Annotated in this window: 20 protein-coding genes; 5 read left to right on the forward strand and 15 right to left on the reverse strand. The window is 49.9% G+C overall.

The window, feature by feature from the left end:
- Nucleotides 1-29: 29 nt before the first annotated feature.
- From V8N38_RS21670 to V8N38_RS21700, 7 genes are all read right to left on the reverse strand, one after another.
- Nucleotides 30-554, reverse strand: a complete 525-nt coding sequence (locus V8N38_RS21670; RefSeq protein ID WP_004935369.1) for an Hcp family type VI secretion system effector — start codon at nt 552-554, stop codon at nt 30-32.
- 231 nt (nt 555-785) lie between these two features.
- Nucleotides 786-2,312: a type VI secretion system contractile sheath large subunit gene (gene tssC, locus V8N38_RS21675; protein WP_147840403.1), complete on the reverse strand. Its 1,527-nt coding sequence runs from the start codon at nt 2,310-2,312 to the stop codon at nt 786-788.
- A complete protein-coding gene (tssB, locus tag V8N38_RS21680; protein ID WP_019456176.1) occupies nt 2,309-2,866 on the reverse strand; it encodes a type VI secretion system contractile sheath small subunit in 558 nt (185 codons plus the stop codon). The genes tssC and tssB overlap by 4 nt, the downstream gene beginning before the upstream one ends.
- A 24-nt stretch (nt 2,867-2,890) precedes the next feature.
- Nucleotides 2,891-3,841, reverse strand: a complete 951-nt coding sequence (locus tag V8N38_RS21685) for an ImpA family type VI secretion system protein (RefSeq protein WP_233091154.1) — start codon at nt 3,839-3,841, stop codon at nt 2,891-2,893.
- Between the two features lie 565 nt (nt 3,842-4,406).
- Nucleotides 4,407-5,198: an IS21-like element helper ATPase IstB gene (istB, locus tag V8N38_RS21690; RefSeq protein ID WP_147840405.1), complete on the reverse strand. Its 792-nt coding sequence runs from the start codon at nt 5,196-5,198 to the stop codon at nt 4,407-4,409.
- Nucleotides 5,195-6,223 carry an IS21 family transposase gene (istA, locus tag V8N38_RS21695; RefSeq protein ID WP_147840406.1) on the reverse strand — a complete coding sequence of 343 codons (1,029 nt, stop codon included), beginning with the start codon at nt 6,221-6,223 and terminating at the stop codon, nt 5,195-5,197. The genes istB and istA overlap by 4 nt, the downstream gene beginning before the upstream one ends.
- Nucleotides 6,224-6,970: 747 nt before the next feature.
- On the reverse strand, nt 6,971-7,558 hold the full coding sequence (locus V8N38_RS21700; RefSeq protein WP_147840407.1) for a tyrosine-type DNA invertase: 588 nt from the start codon (nt 7,556-7,558) through the stop codon (nt 6,971-6,973).
- Nucleotides 7,559-8,099: 541 nt separating this feature from the next.
- Between V8N38_RS21700 and V8N38_RS21705 the strand changes: the two genes are divergently transcribed.
- The 5 genes from V8N38_RS21705 to V8N38_RS21725 all read left to right on the forward strand — a co-directional run bounded on the left by V8N38_RS21705 (nt 8,100) and on the right by V8N38_RS21725 (nt 11,315).
- Entirely contained in the window at nt 8,100-8,618 is a 519-nt protein-coding gene (locus V8N38_RS21705) for a DUF2975 domain-containing protein (RefSeq protein WP_187181574.1), read from the forward strand.
- 2 nt (nt 8,619-8,620) lie between these two features.
- Complete coding sequence (locus V8N38_RS21710; RefSeq protein WP_147840409.1) at nt 8,621-8,824, forward strand: helix-turn-helix domain-containing protein; 204 nt, start codon at nt 8,621-8,623, stop codon at nt 8,822-8,824.
- A gap of 422 nt (nt 8,825-9,246) precedes the next feature.
- The gene (locus V8N38_RS21715) at nt 9,247-9,774 is read left to right on the forward strand and encodes a CaiF/GrlA family transcriptional regulator (protein ID WP_187181575.1); all 528 of its coding nucleotides are present in this window, start codon (nt 9,247-9,249) and stop codon (nt 9,772-9,774) included.
- A 180-nt stretch (nt 9,775-9,954) separates the two neighbouring features.
- Complete coding sequence (locus V8N38_RS21720) at nt 9,955-10,701, forward strand: LuxR C-terminal-related transcriptional regulator (RefSeq protein WP_149506022.1); 747 nt, start codon at nt 9,955-9,957, stop codon at nt 10,699-10,701.
- 170 nt (nt 10,702-10,871) lie between these two features.
- Nucleotides 10,872-11,315 (forward strand): LptA/OstA family protein, encoded by a 444-nt coding sequence (locus tag V8N38_RS21725; RefSeq protein ID WP_147840412.1) that lies wholly within the window; start codon nt 10,872-10,874, stop codon nt 11,313-11,315.
- A 63-nt stretch (nt 11,316-11,378) separates the two neighbouring features.
- Here V8N38_RS21725 and V8N38_RS21730 read toward each other — a convergent pair whose 3' ends face one another.
- From V8N38_RS21730 to V8N38_RS21765, 8 genes are all read right to left on the reverse strand, one after another.
- A complete protein-coding gene (locus V8N38_RS21730; protein WP_147840413.1) occupies nt 11,379-11,759 on the reverse strand; it encodes a hypothetical protein in 381 nt (126 codons plus the stop codon).
- Nucleotides 11,760-11,880: 121 nt separating this feature from the next.
- Nucleotides 11,881-12,084 (reverse strand): hypothetical protein, encoded by a 204-nt coding sequence (locus tag V8N38_RS21735; RefSeq protein WP_147840414.1) that lies wholly within the window; start codon nt 12,082-12,084, stop codon nt 11,881-11,883.
- A gap of 234 nt (nt 12,085-12,318) precedes the next feature.
- Complete coding sequence (locus V8N38_RS21740) at nt 12,319-13,089, reverse strand: hypothetical protein (RefSeq protein WP_147840415.1); 771 nt, start codon at nt 13,087-13,089, stop codon at nt 12,319-12,321.
- A 62-nt stretch (nt 13,090-13,151) separates the two neighbouring features.
- The gene (locus V8N38_RS21745; protein WP_147840416.1) at nt 13,152-13,568 is read right to left on the reverse strand and encodes a hypothetical protein; all 417 of its coding nucleotides are present in this window, start codon (nt 13,566-13,568) and stop codon (nt 13,152-13,154) included.
- Nucleotides 13,569-13,584: 16 nt separating this feature from the next.
- Nucleotides 13,585-14,130 carry a CaiF/GrlA family transcriptional regulator gene (locus V8N38_RS21750; protein WP_103682142.1) on the reverse strand — a complete coding sequence of 182 codons (546 nt, stop codon included), beginning with the start codon at nt 14,128-14,130 and terminating at the stop codon, nt 13,585-13,587.
- 130 nt (nt 14,131-14,260) lie between these two features.
- Nucleotides 14,261-14,686: a hypothetical protein gene (locus V8N38_RS21755; RefSeq protein WP_147840417.1), complete on the reverse strand. Its 426-nt coding sequence runs from the start codon at nt 14,684-14,686 to the stop codon at nt 14,261-14,263.
- Nucleotides 14,687-15,088: 402 nt separating this feature from the next.
- The gene (locus V8N38_RS21760; RefSeq protein WP_147840418.1) at nt 15,089-15,985 is read right to left on the reverse strand and encodes a hypothetical protein; all 897 of its coding nucleotides are present in this window, start codon (nt 15,983-15,985) and stop codon (nt 15,089-15,091) included.
- Between the two features lie 295 nt (nt 15,986-16,280).
- Nucleotides 16,281-17,060 (reverse strand): outer membrane protein, encoded by a 780-nt coding sequence (locus V8N38_RS21765; RefSeq protein WP_147840419.1) that lies wholly within the window; start codon nt 17,058-17,060, stop codon nt 16,281-16,283.
- Nucleotides 17,061-17,083: the final 23 nt, after the last annotated feature.

Raw genomic sequence — 17,083 nt, forward strand, 5'->3', positions numbered from 1 at the left:
GCCTGCAATAAGTGTTACGACATCAATGATCAGATGCGGGCGTTAAGCTTGAGGTCATACCCCGTCTTAATCACCGCACCCATGGAGCCATCGTTGTTTTGCTCTTTGTACTCAACTTCGATACGTGCGAAATTCAGCTTGATAACATCGGTGGGCAGCACGGTATCGATTTCAGTACCGATGGTGGAGTTCAGCGGCATATTACCCACGGTCTTGAATGAGGAAACCAGGCAGTTACTGAAGGTCACGGCAATAAAATCTTGCTGACCCTGGCCTGATTTACGGCAAACAAGTTTTGCCTGAGGAATATGCTCGCCGGTGGCGCACATCAGAAACAGCTTCGGCGAAGCCTTATTGCTCACCATACGGAATTCAAAGTCTTTCATTTCGACTTTGCCGGAACCACCGCCGCTGCCGAATCCCCAGCGCCCGGCATTTTCCTCCGCCCATTGCCAGGCTTGCAGCTGAATCCATCCCGGATAAGTTTGGTCAGGGGATTCACCGTCAACACCTTCAATCTTCAAAAAATAGTCTACTAAAGCTTTAGTGCTCATTTTTGTCTCCTTGACTGATAGGTCCTACTACGTTAATTGAAATGTCTACTCAGATAAGTCGTTATATTGCCTACGCAATCATTGAAATAGCGACAATGGGAACCCATTAGCCATCAATAAATAGCCATGACGCAGAGAATAACGCCGCTAAATTTCAACGAAATATCAATTCACACTCACGCCATTTAATAATAGGCCTCGGCAATATCCAAACCAATGACCAGCCGTAACTTATCTGCTCCCATCTTTTTTGGCTGACGGAAGTTTTGATACCAATCGCAAGGACACGGTCATGCCTTCCAACTGGTAATGCGGGCGCAAATAGAAATGTGCGCGGTAATAACCCGGATCGTCTTCAACATCCTCAACGCGAACTTCGGCGGCGGCCAATGGACGACGCGCTTTCGTCGCCTCCGTCGACACGGAAGGATCGCCATCGACGTAATTCATCAGCCAGTCATTCAGCCACCGCTGCATATCGTCTCTGGAACGGAAAGAACCGATTTTGTCGCGTACGATGCATTTCAAATAGTGCGCAAAGCGGCACGTGGCGAAAATGTACGGCAGCCGGGAGGAAAGCTTGGCGTTGGCCGTCGCATCCGGATCTTCGTATTTCGCCGGGGCATGCATGGTGCAAGAACCGATAAAGGCAGCGAAATCAGAATGCTTGCGATACACCAAAGGCAAGAACCCGGCGTCTGACAGCTCTTGCTCGCGCCGATCGGAAATGGCGACCTCCGTCGGACACGTCAGCTCATAACCGCCCTCATCGGAAGGAAACGCGTAGGCGGGCAGTTCTTCTACCGAGCCGCCGGATTCGATGCCGCGGATTTTCGAGCACCAACCGTACTCATGGAAGGCGCGGTTGATGTTGACGCCCATCGCATACGCCGAGTTGGCCCAGGAGAAATCATCATCCATATCCGGCCGGACGGCCTCCTCGAAAGCGAACTCTTCGATCGGGTTGGTCTTGGCACCGTAAGGCAAACGCGACAGGAAGCGCGGCATGGTCAGCACCAGATAACGCGAATCGTTGCTTTCGCGCAGGCGGCGCCAGGACGCATATTCCGGCGTGGTGAAAATCTTGCCGATATCCCGCGGGTTGCCCAGTTCGTTCCACTTGCTCATCTGCAGCAGCGACGGCGAAGCGGCGGAAATAAACGGACAGTGCGAGGCGGCGGAAATTTTCGCCAGCTCCGTCAGCAGCGTCACGCTCATCGGGCTGTGATCGAACTCAAAATCGCCGATGATGCAACCGAACGGCTCGCCACCGAATTGACCATACTCGCGTTCGTAAATTTGTTTGAACACCGGGCTTTGATCCCAGGCCGATCCTCGGTAGCGCCGCAGATTGCGCGTCAGCTCATCCTGACTGATGTTCAATACCCGAATCTTCAGCGTTTCGCTGACGTTGGTATTGTCGACCAGATAACTCAGACCTTGCCAGGCGGACTCCAGCTTCTGGAACTCCTTGTGGTGCAAGATATTGTTCATCTGCTGCGAAAGCTGCTCGTCGATCTGGGCGATCAGCGATTCAATGGTCAATACGACATCCTGGCTGACCTTGACCTTGCCCTGGTTGGCATATTCGGACAGCGTGCCGATGGCACGACGAACCGCTTCTGAGGCCTCGTTCGTTCTGGGCCGGAACGAACGCTTGAGCAGACCGTCAAGCTCGTTTTCCGTTTCCTGCGTTTCAACTTCAGCGACCGCCGTTGCCTGCTGCTTAGCTGAATAGCGTCGTTGCCTCGCTCTCATTCCTCATCTCCTTTATTGCCCGAATCCTGCACATCCTGTTCCGCATCCGCGACCGTTTTGCGTGCATCCGTCACCAAGCGATGCAGAAAATCGGGCTTCTCCAGCAGATTCTTCACCACCTCTTCCGCGCTGGATTTACCATCCATATACGTGATGAGCTCCGTGAGATGTTCCCGGGCTTCCAGCAGACGTTGCATCTGCGGAACCCGTTTGGCGATGGCACCAGGCGTAAAATCCTCCATCGATTCAAACTCTAATTCCACGTCCAGCAGCGCATCGTCTTCGCTCAGGGTATTCTCCACATAAAATTGAAGACGAGGTTTAATGGCGCGCATGCGATCGTTGAAATTGTCCTGATCGAACGTCAGGAATTTCCGCTCTTCGATCGGCAGCAAAGGTTTTTTCCGATGCCCAGAGAGATCGGACATGACCCCCGTGACGAAAGGTAACTCTACTTTCTTTTGCGAACCGTAGAGCTCTACGTCATATTCAATTTGCACGCGGGGCGCGTTATTTTTACCGATAAATTTCTGAGAGCTTGAGTCCTTAGCCATTGGAAAACTCCTTTGTGAGAAAAATTACTTCCCGGACAATTGATTTAACGAGGCCAGAGATTCCGGCAAAAGCTCCTCAACAATCGTCGCGAAGTCCATACCGATCATTTTTTGCGAACGTCGAATAAGAATGGGGGCCGGATGGCTGGGCTCATAGTTTTGGAAGTAGTCCAAAACCTGGTCCAACAGCAAGATGACATCCTGCCGGGAACGGATATATTTGCCAGGCAGGGTGGCCGGTGCCTCCGCCGCTTCCGCGTCGACCGGCGCAGCGCCGATATCCTCCGGCAACTCCTGTTGTTCAAGAGAAAGCAATTGACGGCTGAACAGCGTCAAATAGTCACGCACCTGCCGGCAGTCCAGCCGATAATCTTCGGCCTGCAGGTTGGCGTAGTTTTCCACGCGCTCCAGGGCGTCTATTCCCCGAGACAGCTGTTCCTTTAATGGCGGCATGTTTCTGCCGGCAAAATAGCTGTCAGCCTGCCCCAACACTTTCACCACTTCCGAGAAATGCAGGCTTTTGCCTTCCTGCTCGTCAAGTCGCATATTGAGCAGTTCATCGGTGGTTAACGGCGTGTCGGGGAAAATCTTGCTGTTCTTGATTTCGTGCAGGCAGGACGAGGTAGCGAGCCAGCCTAATGCGGCCGCATGAAAGCTGACTGTCGCCGGCTCCATATCGGCCTGAGGGAAAATGGTGCTCCCCTCTTCGGCATATTTGCCGTCGATAGTGGTGATGCCTTGATAGACAGCCGAAAAACCATCGATATGAAGATTGGCGCGCATAAGCCAGAGTATAACTCTCAAATCAAAACAACGTTCAAGTAGCTCTCTTGCCTTGTCGCGAATCACATTCCAATTAATATCATTGCCAATGTCTAAAGCATTTAATGGATCATTTTGACTGTCGTATTCTGATAAAGCGAACTCAAGCTCACAGTAGGAAGGCTCAAATTCAATTCCGTATTGTTCCTTCATGCTTAAAATCCCTTTTATATCAACCAGCCACTATAAAATAAGAACTTAATGACGCTTGGATTTCCAACTGTTCACAGACTAAATATCAACCATCTACTATGCAAATTGTTTCATCTGATTAATAATTTCACAATCAATAGACAAAATCTATAGGATTGTTCTAATTGATCGTCATTTGCAATCAAAAATATAAGGGAGGCGAAAGTACAACGTGGTATTCAAGCCAAAAAAAATCAAAACAACCAACTGTTTTAATTGAAAAAAATATTTTAAGGTGCTTAACGCAGAGTACCTTGAAACATCCGTTTATCTTCCACTTTTTGACACTAGGTCAACTGTGGACTATGTAGCATCAAGCAACAATTGTGTTGCCCATTAGTAAATGATAAGTGTAAAGGAACAACTAAACCAAACATCACGCTTTTCCTGGCTCCTGCGTACATTTCTCCACTGTTAAAATTTTGGCTATCCCTGTGTACTCTCGTATGCATGTTATCAATCTGTCAATACCGATCGAATTGTGACCCACCCTGCCAAAGTAAAACGGACCCACCCCTGATCGTGGTTACTCAGAAACTTCGGCTTGCGCCTGTTTCTTAAGTTGGCCACTTTTTAATTTGTCCTTCAGCCGGTAACTCTGGCCGCTGATCTGCACGATATGTGCATGATGTAACAAACGATCCAGCATCGCTGCTGTTAGCGTCTCATCATCTCCAAACGTACCGGACCACTGCGTAAACGGCAGATTACTGGTCAACACCAGGCTGCCTGACTCATAACGTCTGGCGACAACCTGGAAGAACAAGTTGGCCTCTTCCTTACCAAACGGCAGGTAGCCGATCTCATCGATCACAAGCAACCGCGGCTTGTGAATGATGCGACTCAGATAGCCTTTAAGTTCCCCCTGGCGGTGAGCGGCGACCAGTTGCAGCATCATGTCTGCGGCGGTAATAAATCGGACGCTTAACCCGGCCATCGCGCACTTATAGGCCAGAGCGGCAGCAATATGACTCTTGCCCACGCCCGATGGCCCCAGCAACACGATGTTCTCCTGACGTTCTATGAACGCCAGGCCACCCAGCTCCTGGATCTGCGCTCGAGGTGCACCGCTGGCAAACTTAAAGTCGAACTGCTCCAGCGTCTTGACCGCAGGCAAACCGGAAAGGCGAAGCAGCGTCTGACGCCGTCGTTCGTCTCGACTGTCAACTTCGAGCTTCAGAAGTTGCTCGAGAAAATCACCCAGTGATGCAGTGTCATCAATCGTCTTCTGGGCCAGTGCCGGCCACTCGGTCGCGATACGCTCAAGGCGAAACTGCCCGCATAACTCAGCGATACGCTGATGCTGGAGAGTGCTCATAAACGGACCTCCAGCAGAGACTGGTACACAGACAGTGGATGCTGAATACTCTCCACGGGTACTGCCCGGCGTTGTGGCTCCGCCAATCGAGGAGTTGTTGACGCTCTGAACACAGGCAAAGGTAACAAAGCGGCCAGCTCCTTCTGCAGTCGGTGGTTAGGAGGAATACCCGTGGTGCCGTGCTTCCTGGCGTTGGCGGTTCGTACCAGCCATGGCCCCACGCGGGCATTAGCTGAGTCAACATCCAGCATCAAACCTGACTGCTTGAAGGTCGTTGCCAACGGCACGACGAAACTCTCCTTGAGATAACGGTTAAAACGTTCAACCTTGCCCTTGGTCTTGGCGCGGTAGGGGCGGCAGACCTTGGGTGAAAAACCATACTGCTCCGCGAGTGCCAGCAATAGTGGGTTCCAGCGATGGCGCCCGTCACCGTAGACGTCCCGTTCCAGAATGATGGCCTTAGCGTTGTCAAACAGCAGATGCCGTGGGGTGCCGCCGAAGAAAGCCAACGCATGCTCGATACCATCACACCACGCAGCGGTATCCTGGCGGGCATAGAAACGAACGTAGGTTGCCCGGCTCCAACCCAGCGTGGCGACAAAAGCCAGTAGCGGATGTCGCCCCTGGCGGATAATGGTGAAATCGACCTGCATCTGTTCACCCGGCGGCGTCTCGAACCGTACCACGGGCTCAACGGGCTGCTGCTTTAACGGCAGAAGGAATGCTGTCAGCATACTGTAACCGCCTGAATAACCTCGCTCTCGGATCTCCTGCAACAGCACGCTGGCGGGGATCCAATGGGGGCGAGCAGCCTGAACCAGTTCAAGAATGTAAGCCTTGAACGGGTCGAGCTTACCGGGACGTGGAGCTCGGTTGGAATAACGGGATGATGAGGCAGCATCCCCCATCCTGATATACCGCCGAACAGTCTGGCGAGAGCAACGTAAATGACGGGCAATAGCGCGGATGGACCTGCCTTGCCGAAGAAGAACAGCAATCTCCACTCTTAACTCCAATGTTAGCATCGGCAGCTCGCTTAAAACTGCCAGTTTTACCCCAGGTGGGTCCGAATTACATTGGCATGTGGGTCATTTTTACATCGGTACTAACATCAATCGCTACCTGAACGCCGTACAGCAGTATTGATATAGTGACAAAAGGGCTGTTGATATGACGACGACATCGGCTTAACAATTACATATGGTGATGTTTTTTTGCTCAGTTAATTGAATGTTCTTCACATATAAAAGCGATATCCAACATGGAGTCTCATCATGCATCAAGTCGGATTTTTTGACTGTCTAGTCACGTCTATTTAGCACCATAGCTACTCCGAACAGATGATCTAACCTCGCGTTCGAAATGCCATACTCTTATCACCATAAAATTAATTAATTAAAAAATGAGTTCAAACAAAAGCCACCAGATTGAAAGAACAATGAAATCAATTGCCTGGTCGTTTTTTTGCGGCAACTTCATATAACGACAATACCGCTAACACGACAGTATAAGCCGCGATACCATCCTCCATGTCATAAAAAATTGATAAGCATTATTTAATTGACATAAGCATCCTCCCGTTGACATGCTCCCCTCGCTCTACAAAAACGATGATGTATCTTTTGAGAAGCCATTCGCCCGATGAGCCCCCACTCTCGGGCTTTTTTTGGTTCGGTCATAAATCGGGGCACACGCGACGCCCCCCCAGATTGGCAGAAAATATCGGGAGTTTTTAAATACACCAATACGATATTGGAAAATTTCAATCCGCGTCAGTTTAGCGGAGAAACAGGCGCTCCTTCATTTTCTTTGAGCCAGGCCCTGCTAAAACGCTCTGCATTTGCAGCGGTATACAATACCGTATGCCGGATATTGCGGTGCCCCAGATAATCCTGAATCAATCGTGTGTCATTGCCACGCTCAGCAAGATTATACCCGCAGGCATGACGCAGCATGTGGGGGTGAATGGGCAAAGGGAGATGGGCCTTTTGGCCGTAATTTTTTAGCAACTGATAAAAGCGCTGCCGAGAAAGACGCTTTCCCTGTCGTGACAAAAATAGCCATGGCAACGCATGCCCTGGAAAAGTCGCGCGCTCAACCAACCAGTATTCCAGCACCGCGCTCTCTTCCGGTAACAGCGGATGACTGGTACTTAACCCACCCTTTAAACGTCTTATATGTATCTTCTTTGACAAAGGGTCATAATCCGTCACCCTCAGCCCGGTCAACTCACTCACTCTCAGACCATGCAAAAAAGCCATGCTCACCATACAGTAATCGCGATACGACACCTTCTCCCTGGAAATCGTCAACAACAAACTCCGCACTTCTTCCCCGGTCAAATAGTTACGCTTCATCATTACGCTCACTTTTGGAGTGGTTATAAGAATCTTCCTAATTGAACGTAACAAAATATGTGATTTTGAAAAGTACTTTTCCTCAAATGACGTAAATTTGTGACGCTACGCGCGTAACGGACACGAAACAGTTCGTTTTTCTCCTCCTTCTTTATTGTATTGTCCAAGCCCCAAGACATCTTCAAGATCACTTCACAGGTAGTACCCGCAAGCGACTTGTCATTCCGTTAGCAGATGGTCCCTACCACATCTGCTAACGGTACGAGTACTGATAACTTCGGAAATATGTCGCATTACAGGTATCGATTTTGGTTCATCAGCGTTTAAATCAGCAACAGGGCACATTGCCATGTCCGTGAAGCTACCTGCCCCGTCAGGGAAAGCAATGGGTAACGCCTCCATCATGGCCAGAAAATCAATGACCTGGGACAATCCTCATGCTTTCACAGAGCAATAATTACTGTTTTTCGATAATTACCCTTGACGAATTACTGAAAAACAATAATGATAACATCATGAAATCAGTCATTAGGAGAAAATGCGCATGAACCCCCTTTCGCACTCGCGTAAAATTCATATCCGGTTGTGCCGGTGCCTGGAAATCATTTTGTTGTTTCTAATGGGCACGCTCCCCGTTACGTGTAGCTATTTGCTGTTTTATTCCGGGGAAGATAATCCCTCCTTCCCTCCAGATGCAGATATAATAGAATGGACGCTCGGGGATAACCTCTCGTTCATCATTGATAATCTGGTCATTTTTTTTGTTCTCCTCCAAATGCTTATGTTCTCCAAAGGCGTGCGCAAGGGAGAGTTGTTTACAAAATCGCGGATCAGAAATATAAAAGGCATCGGTTTGGCTCTCGTTCTTGGGTATTCGCTCAATCTTTTTGCTCGTGTATTTTTTGACTTCGCTACTGATGAATGGAACACCGATTTTCTATCGTTCGCCAATACGGAGTTATACAGTTTACAACAGTTGTTATTGGGAGGTGGGGTGCTTTCCTTGAGCTTTATATTTGAAAAAGGAAGAATGCTGGAAGAGGAAAGCGAGTTGGTGATTTAACCATGTCTATTGTTGTCGCACTGGATGCTATGTTGAAAGACAGAAAAATGAAATCGAAAGAATTGGCCGAAATAATTGGGATTACGGAAGCCAACCTTTCCATACTGAACAGTGGAAAAGCAAAGGCCGTCCGGTTTAGCACCCTAGAGGCCATCTGTAGAGCACTAAATTGTCAACCGGGGGACATTATAAAATACACCGACTAATGGGGATCATGATTAATCACTTTACTACATCATGATCCTTATATTTTTTAAAAGAAATATAGATTTATTAAGACCCAATACCCCCTATTGCAGAAGGAGGAGAGCGACGCACTTCACGCCGAGAAGGGGTATCGATGAAACAGAGTGCAACTTTAGCAAGGCATGTACCAAGGCTCTATGATTAATGATTTCCGGCATGACACATTAACTCACTGACGACGCTATTATACTTGAATCTGGGAGTTTTCGTGTCTATCGCTTATGCCCACAATACGCATATTCCCATTAAAAACATTGGTTATTAACTTTCACCAAAATTGCAGCATTAACTTTCAGTGGTGATGTATTTCATGCATAGCGCCATGGCGCTTTCATGCACAGCTTGCAGGCAACTTTTACTCAGTCATAGAGGAATATATCTGATGAAACAAAGTAATACTGACAACCGGCGTTTACGAATAAAGGAAAGTAACGACATCCTGAAGCAAAGAGTGCGAGTTAAAGCTCGCCAGCGCAACCATGAGAGTTATTGCTTGCCGACGATTCTGTCACATCTTCCTCCAATGCCACTCTATATGGCCGTAGCACATTACGCTTTGCTGAAGCGTGTGCCTGTATCGCGTCAAACTATCAGTGCTGAGTTTTGTATCAGCACACGACGAGCACTTGAAGTGCTCCGCTACTTGTTCAATGCCCAAAAGGGAGTGATGTGTTCACGTTTAGCACCATTGCTAAAGGGAGATAAACAAGGGTATCGCATTCGGGTGCATGCAATATCCTCGAAGATTGACTTACCGGCCAATGAGGTCAACGCTGCCTTCAACCCAAGATCCTGTGAGACATCGCGTGGGCTGGAGAGCAGAATTAATAAATCTCGCGATCCTCGAGATGAGAGACACACATATCAGGATATGCGCCGCTGGTTTTTGCAACGACCAAACGTGGAGTGATGCGTTCTCAGGCGTATATAGGCAGCTTAACCACAGGGTTGCACTGTGGAAAGTAGGGACACTCTCAGGTGAAAGTGTTCAGAGGGTCAAGCTGATTTTGCCTGAGAGCCTATATCTGTGAGCGTGAAAGTAAAGTATAGAGGGTCGAAGAGATGGCGCTGCTAAAGGAGGCGTTGTTGAGTGAATAGCAACGATTTCGAACAATGTGAGGAAGTTTTAATGGAAGTGTATCTGCAGACCCCAGAAGATAAAACGGAAATACCGCGTAATTACGTTGAGACGAGCGATGAAGAGGCATTCCCTGGCGCTTGCTGGCAGGTGACGATAGTTGATGCGTGTTACTTTGGCCGCGAAGGAATGAAGGAAGCCATGCACAATCACCCTGCCGTGGCGCTAGTGGTAGCTAAAGAGACGCTGACAGAGGTGTTATCGATGCTGGTAGCCCATCCCGGGATGACTTCATCGCCCTCGAGTCTGGTGCTCCGCTTGCCCAAGCCAGCGCAAGAGGCTCTGCCGGTGTTACTGCAATTAGGAAGCTACCCTATGGCACGGTTTACCCGTGTGGTAGTGGTATCGAATGCAGCACTTGATATTGTACGCCAGACGCTGGCACATATCGAGATGTGCAGCTCAGTGCGGGTAATAGGGCCGAGATGTTCGTTGTCAATGTTGTACCAGACTGCCATACCCACAATGAGTGAGATAGGCAACATAGATGAGGTTTTATATCGTGAGCCGCACAATGTATTGTCTCAACGAGAACGGGATGTGTTGAGCAATACTCTGCATGGGATGCCAATTTACATGCAGGCTCGCCAGGCGCGGGTCAGTGCCAAAACCATTTATTCGCAACGTACTCGTGCATTATTGAAATTGGGTGTTCCCGATGTCCTGACTTTATTACGCCAGTTTAAGCCGGTGTTCTGATTAGAATGTCAGGTGAGATCACTATGCCGGGACAGGTTGAGGGGATAAAGAGAAAAACCAAATAAGGGACAATGAGCCACATCCTTATGATGCGTTACATGACGGGTGCATGACTACTGATTGTATAGCGATATTTTTATCTGATGTTGATAACTCTATTATGGTGATTTATGACTAAAAGGCACCTGTTATTACTTACCTGTATCCTCCCCTCTGTGCTTTATGGTGCTGACAATCGCTCTAAAAGTTATACTATCAATTCAGACAAGCAATTAGTGCTTGCTAATGGTGACGTGCAGGCCATTGGAAATGTCCACATTGTCAATGGCGATATGGTGATAGATGCCGAACGTGCAACATACCATCAGGCCGATCCAAACAATATCTTTATTACCGCAAGCGGTTCCCCTATAACGTATCGAGGAAAGCTCGAAGATGGCTCCCCATTTACCGGCAGATCAAAGCACCTCAGGCACATGATAAAAAAGGGCACTTTAACACTTAGCGACGATGCATTTGTTCGTAATAACAACAACACGCTTGCTGCAGCAAGAATTGATTTAATATTAACACGAAGAAACTTGTGGCCTCCAGCCAACTGGGGAAGCGAGTAACGAGCATCATTTACCCTGATGCGATCCCTGCAAAAAAGTAACCTCCAATAATTCCTTGGTAATTTACCATTCATACCCCATCTGTATGTTGCATTCAGGATCCTGATTGGTAGAATACGGATCGGTTTGGCGAAGGCGATCCGTTTTCTTTACTGGTGCATTAAACCGATTGTTTCTGGGTGGTGATAATGGCCGGGTACATCCCTGATGTTCACATTCCGTTTCGATTCTAAATCCCCCCTTCTTTTCTGAGCGCTGATTTTCCCGCCACTTATCATCTGGCACTGATTTTGATTCTTCAGGTATTCTCGGCGCTGTCGGCGTTTGAAGCCTATCCGGCTCCGGAGCCTTATACTCAAGCTCCAGCGCATTGACCGGCACAACAAAAGCCGCTGTGCCCAATAACATTGCGCCACCCGATAATGCTTTCAAGACCCATTTCATTGTGACCTCTCGGGAAATGTCGGAAAGTCTCTGAAACGCTCATATCTTTCATGAGCTGAGTAGATTAAACGTCATTGGCACTCACGGTTATCCTCCGCGGGAGGATAACCGTTATCGCTAGTTAAAATTTATAGTTGGTATAACGACACACCATTTTGGTTTTGGTTGCACTGACACGCTCCACCTTGCACTGCTTCTGGAAGCTGATTTTGGCAGCGTTGACCACAGCAACAGCATCGCCACCGTGCTCCTGCGCCGAAGCCATACCGCACACGCTCATCAGCGCCACGCCCATCAATGCACCCATCAATTTATTACTTTTCATCGTTATCACTCCTGTGACATCCATTTTAAATAAGCCACCCTGTGACCACGCTTTTCCTGGCAGCGAATCGCTGCCTGACGGAATTCCTCAATGTCCCTTTCATTCCCTTCAGCTATTCACCGATAAATACCCTCACGAACATCCGTAGATGTCGAGAGAGTACTTCGCTCATATCTCGGACTAAAAAAACCACCACGATACCGCCTGCCATTGCCAAGAATGGCCCCCGCCCACTCATCGCCAGCGCCGCCCGCGTGCGGCCAGTGGCATGTTCACGCCCGTACACAAGCCTCGCTTCGCCATATGCCCCTTACAACCAGGGACAAGAAGATTCAGCAGGGTGCGTATATCCTGTACTCCGAGCTTCATCAGCGCCCGAAATCGCTGACTGTATACGGTTTTCGGACTCACCTGGCGTAACCTGGCCTGCATCGGTACAGGCCAGAACTGCAGTGATTGACGCAGGGCATTCCTTTCGTGCTCAGTCAGGACCTGACTCAAGCACCAGCCTTCAGCCATCCATTTTTCCGGCGCAAACAGTACGGCATTACATAATGTCAACGGGGAAAGTCGCGCATCGACAACACGCGCATCAGCCATGCCCATGATGGTCACCAGACGCTGTACGGCCACGGTATCGAACGGTGACAGCACCACGACCTGGTGATAACGTACAACGTCATGCTGCATCACCTCACTGAGCTGCAACAGGGTAATCAGCGCCTCACGCGCCAGGGAAGGCAACCGCACCACCAGACATCGAACTGTTCGCCCCTTGAACGCGTAGGGACGCGTTACACGCAAGGCCTCGTCCAGTGAACTGGCGCCGACAACGCACTTCCTGCCCGCGGCAAAGGGGAGATGTTCCAATGCGAACTGTAACCCTGCTCGGCCATAACAGCAGGCATCAACATGCACCACAAGCCAATCGGTCGCATCGTTAAACAGTGAATTGCCCGGCACGCCCCCCTCGGAAGGCTGCCGGTTATTTTGAATATCTACCATTGTCCACGCCCCTCACGCTTAGTGGCATACAATCAATACAATGTGTGGCACCATTCACCCCGTCACGGGAAAAGCAGCCAGTAAAGCCCTGCCCCCAACGTCACCATCCAGGCCGCCCCCAATGCCCCGCAAAACACCACCTCTCCCACTGAAGACAGCTCAGCACGGCGACCGGCATTAAACAACGCCACCAAAGCGGCCAGGCTCAGCAACAGAACCAGTGCATTCTGACTCTGTGGAGATACGGAAAAACCCGCCGTTCGACACCACCAGACCAAGGCCGCCAGCACGCCCCCGATACGTAGCGTCCCGCACACCCCATGACCACCACGCAGGAAGTGCCATGCCCAAAACGTGGATGCGGCCTGTGGTGGTGGGTACAAAGGGGGCAATACCCACATTCCGCCAATCAGCAGTGCCGTGACACCCACCCACAGCATCAACAGCACCGTCAGTGCCACCAGAAGTGTCGTAAGCACATCCCGCCTCTCTCATTCACTGCTCGTCGGTATTCGGGCGGCGTAAGAACCAACGCCGCAAGGACTGATGTGCCAACTCGTCACTCAAGCGAGGGCGTCGGCGTGCCTGCCCCCTTCTGCCGCGAGAAGCCGGAACAACCTCAGCCTTAGGGCGATGACTGTCCTCCGCCGTTTCCTTGCGCATTCCCACAAAACTTTTCTGGGGTTCACCAATGGCGTCAATGCGCAGGCGGTAACCCTTGCCAAACTCGCCCGGATGCAAGGGAACCCGTTCACAGGCCACGCAGGTTTTTCCACTGGCCAGATAACGCATCACCTCCAGAGCTCTGCGTGTATCCAGCCCAAATGCCTGAGCCACCTCTAACCGCGACAAAGGGGCACGCTTTAACATCCCCAGATAAGCGACAGCCAAATACAGCGGCATTGCCGGCAAATGCGCCAAACTCGGCGGCAAGTCATACCCCCCATGATTGCTTTGTTGTGCGCGCACCCGTATCCGTGGGGTGCTTTCCGCGCCAGAGCGAGAGCAATGCGCCTTTTTAATGTCATTGGGTGTTTTCATTTATCCCCCGCCGGGTGCCTTGTCATTATCACGTCATGGTGTAACCGCCTTATGCCAATCTTTTCACAGAAGGCACAAAACAGACGCGATACAAACCCTAGGTATTTAGGTCGTACTCACTTGATAATTATCAGCGGTGGATGCCACGTGCTGCCCCATTAAATTTTGGCACGACCTCATCAACATCACTGTAATAGGTGACCTGCCGAGAAATAACATCCACCGAATAGGCAGACACGCCTGCCAACCAAAGTACAAGTACGTATTGGCGAAAGTTTTTGACGGACACCTTATTCACATCATGCAAAAGATACACGGCATGCGCATCAAACGACTTTCGCCCATTACTTCTCGCCAGCCATACCGGTGCATCTATTTTTACCACTCCTCGGCATGTTTCATACACGCGTCGCGCAGGTAGCAAAAAATGAATGCAGTTAATAACACCTGCCCGATAAAACATGTCAACATAATAAGGAAACTCATCTTTCCTTAAGTCCATATGCATAACAGCGGTCATCATGGACAAATCAACACCCTGCCCATCATTCAACACCACACATCCTTAATGAGTTAATCTCTAAACACAGTCACTCACAAGCACATCACGTGTGCGGTTAACAAAAAAGCATGCCATTATCGTTTTTGACGATGAAACGCATTTAACTTTCGACGTCTTGTTGCACTGCAATGTTTAAAAAAACAAAAGACGGCAAAAATCAACATCACACCAGCGATAATAACCTCCCACATAAAAGCCCCCTGGTACATTACTTACATCACAAGATGAAAGAATTAGAATTGTTATAAATCCAAAAGCACCAACACACCTGGTAAAAAAGGCGAACAGTTTATTCCATCAAACCTTCACTCGAACAAGACAATACACTTTTCATATTTCGTATCACCCATTTCCAACAGCCGTCGCTCAATACCTTATTACGTATGAAAGAGCGCCTTATCGAAGATTGACAATAATAGACATGCCGGACCCTTTGTCGTTTTTCAGCCAGCCCGCGCCAACCCGAACTCGGTAGGCAGACCCGAAGACCCTGACCGGTACTTCTGCCGCCAACGCCGTTTCCGAAATAAAGCCAAAATCAATATCACGATAGCCTTTACCCCAAAATCCACCCGGTTGTTCCGACAGCAGTATGTCGACTGGGGTTGCCGCCACCTGAAAAGCCTGAGCGAAACGGTATTCCGCACGTAAAGACCAGGTACCGGTATCCGCCCCGGCCTTTACACTACCCCGTTCGCCACCCACCGGAAACAGCGCATGCCAGGACAAGCGTCCATCCAGTGTCAACGCATCCCCGTTCGCCCGACGATGCTGGTAGGTCATTCCGGTTGAGGGAGAGACCTGTAAGATGTCGCTTTTCGCACCCACCAATCCCAGATCTTTGAAGGCAGAGTAATCCTCCTGGCTCAAATTTCCTGACAAGCGAGAACGGCTCTTGAGTCTCAGTAAGCCAACACTCCCACCGAAATTCAGCGTCAGCGACGCATTGATTGCTTGCGAGAGATAACCACTGCCAACCAGCGAACTCACCGACCAACGCGGGGTCAGTAGCGACTGACTGTCATCGCTATAATCAATCGTCTCCACGCTGCGCACATCCAACCAGTTCACTTGCACCCGACTAACCCAAGACAGGGTGTCTGTAAGCGGAAATGTGTCGAACTGCCAGGGCAAGGAGTATCGCGTGTATCTTATTTCTTCACTGCGAAACGAGGCGGCATTGATATCATCACTGACCGACAGCAACGCCAGCTTGGTGTAAGCTCCGGCAAGCGCGTTATCGACAGCCTGAGCCTCTTTCGCCGCCAACATAACCCAGACGATGATGCCCAAATTGACCCACCGTGTACGACGTCTCATTGCATCCCTGCGCGACGTTGACAATGCTTGCGTGCAAGTTCACCCACCTCCGCGTCACACAACTGTAACCGGTTGGTATGCTCCTGTGGGCCCCTTCGCTCTACACGCCATTGCCCCTCATCAGCAACCCGGCATCCCACGAGCAGTGACGCCAGCATAAAGAGCAACGCACGCATCACGGCACGAGAGCTAATGCCGGTGATAGTTCCTGCTGAACTTCCATGTCCTCTTGATATCATCGCGAGCCTCAATCAATTCAGATTAGGGGCTAAAAATGGTAACGCACACCGGCGTGCAAGGTATGAAGTTGCACCTTGGTGTGCATATCACCCCGACCTTCGTTAATGCCATTTTGCGCAGTGTATGCTGTCTTGATATCTCCGGCATTGGTGAAGGTATAACCCATCTCAAGCGCCACATTGTCTGATGCAGCCCATGAAACACCCGCCCCCAGCGCCCAGGCCAGATTGGTCTTACGATTACTGAAATCGCCACTATTCAGTGCAATACCTGCCACATTACTGTTACTGGAAACTGTATTACGCACAAATGCAGCGCCAATGCCAGCCATCAGATAAGGTGTGACAGCTCCCCCCAAGGTATAGTCATAATAGGTATTCACCATCAGTGTGCTTACCCGGGTTGATTGGCGTACATCGTTGGCGGTCGGCAGCGTAACACCACCACTCGTCTGCCCTCCCCAGTACCCCGTTGCCTGCGAGCTCGCTGAAAAGTCTTTATCGGATTTTCCAAAGTGCTGGAATGCCAACTCAACACGGACCGGCTGCTCCAGTTCGTTAGCAAAACGGTAGCCCAGGGCAATGCCCGGCGTGAATACCGTTTTTGACGCATTACCTAAATGCGAGGCGTCTACATCATAAGCAAGCTGACTCACCGTCGTGCCCGAGCTATTCAAGACGTTTTCCGACGAGCGGAATTGAGATACCCCGGCTTTTGCCGATAAATAAAAACCGGAAGGCGTTGTTTCCGCCATCGCCCCAGCAGAAATCCCCGCCAGGAGTACGCCTGTCAGTACACGTATTTTCATGGATTACTATCCTCACGTATTTA

It is taken from the genome of Serratia nevei, assembly GCF_037948395.1.
GTDB lineage: Bacteria > Pseudomonadota > Gammaproteobacteria > Enterobacterales > Enterobacteriaceae > Serratia > Serratia nevei.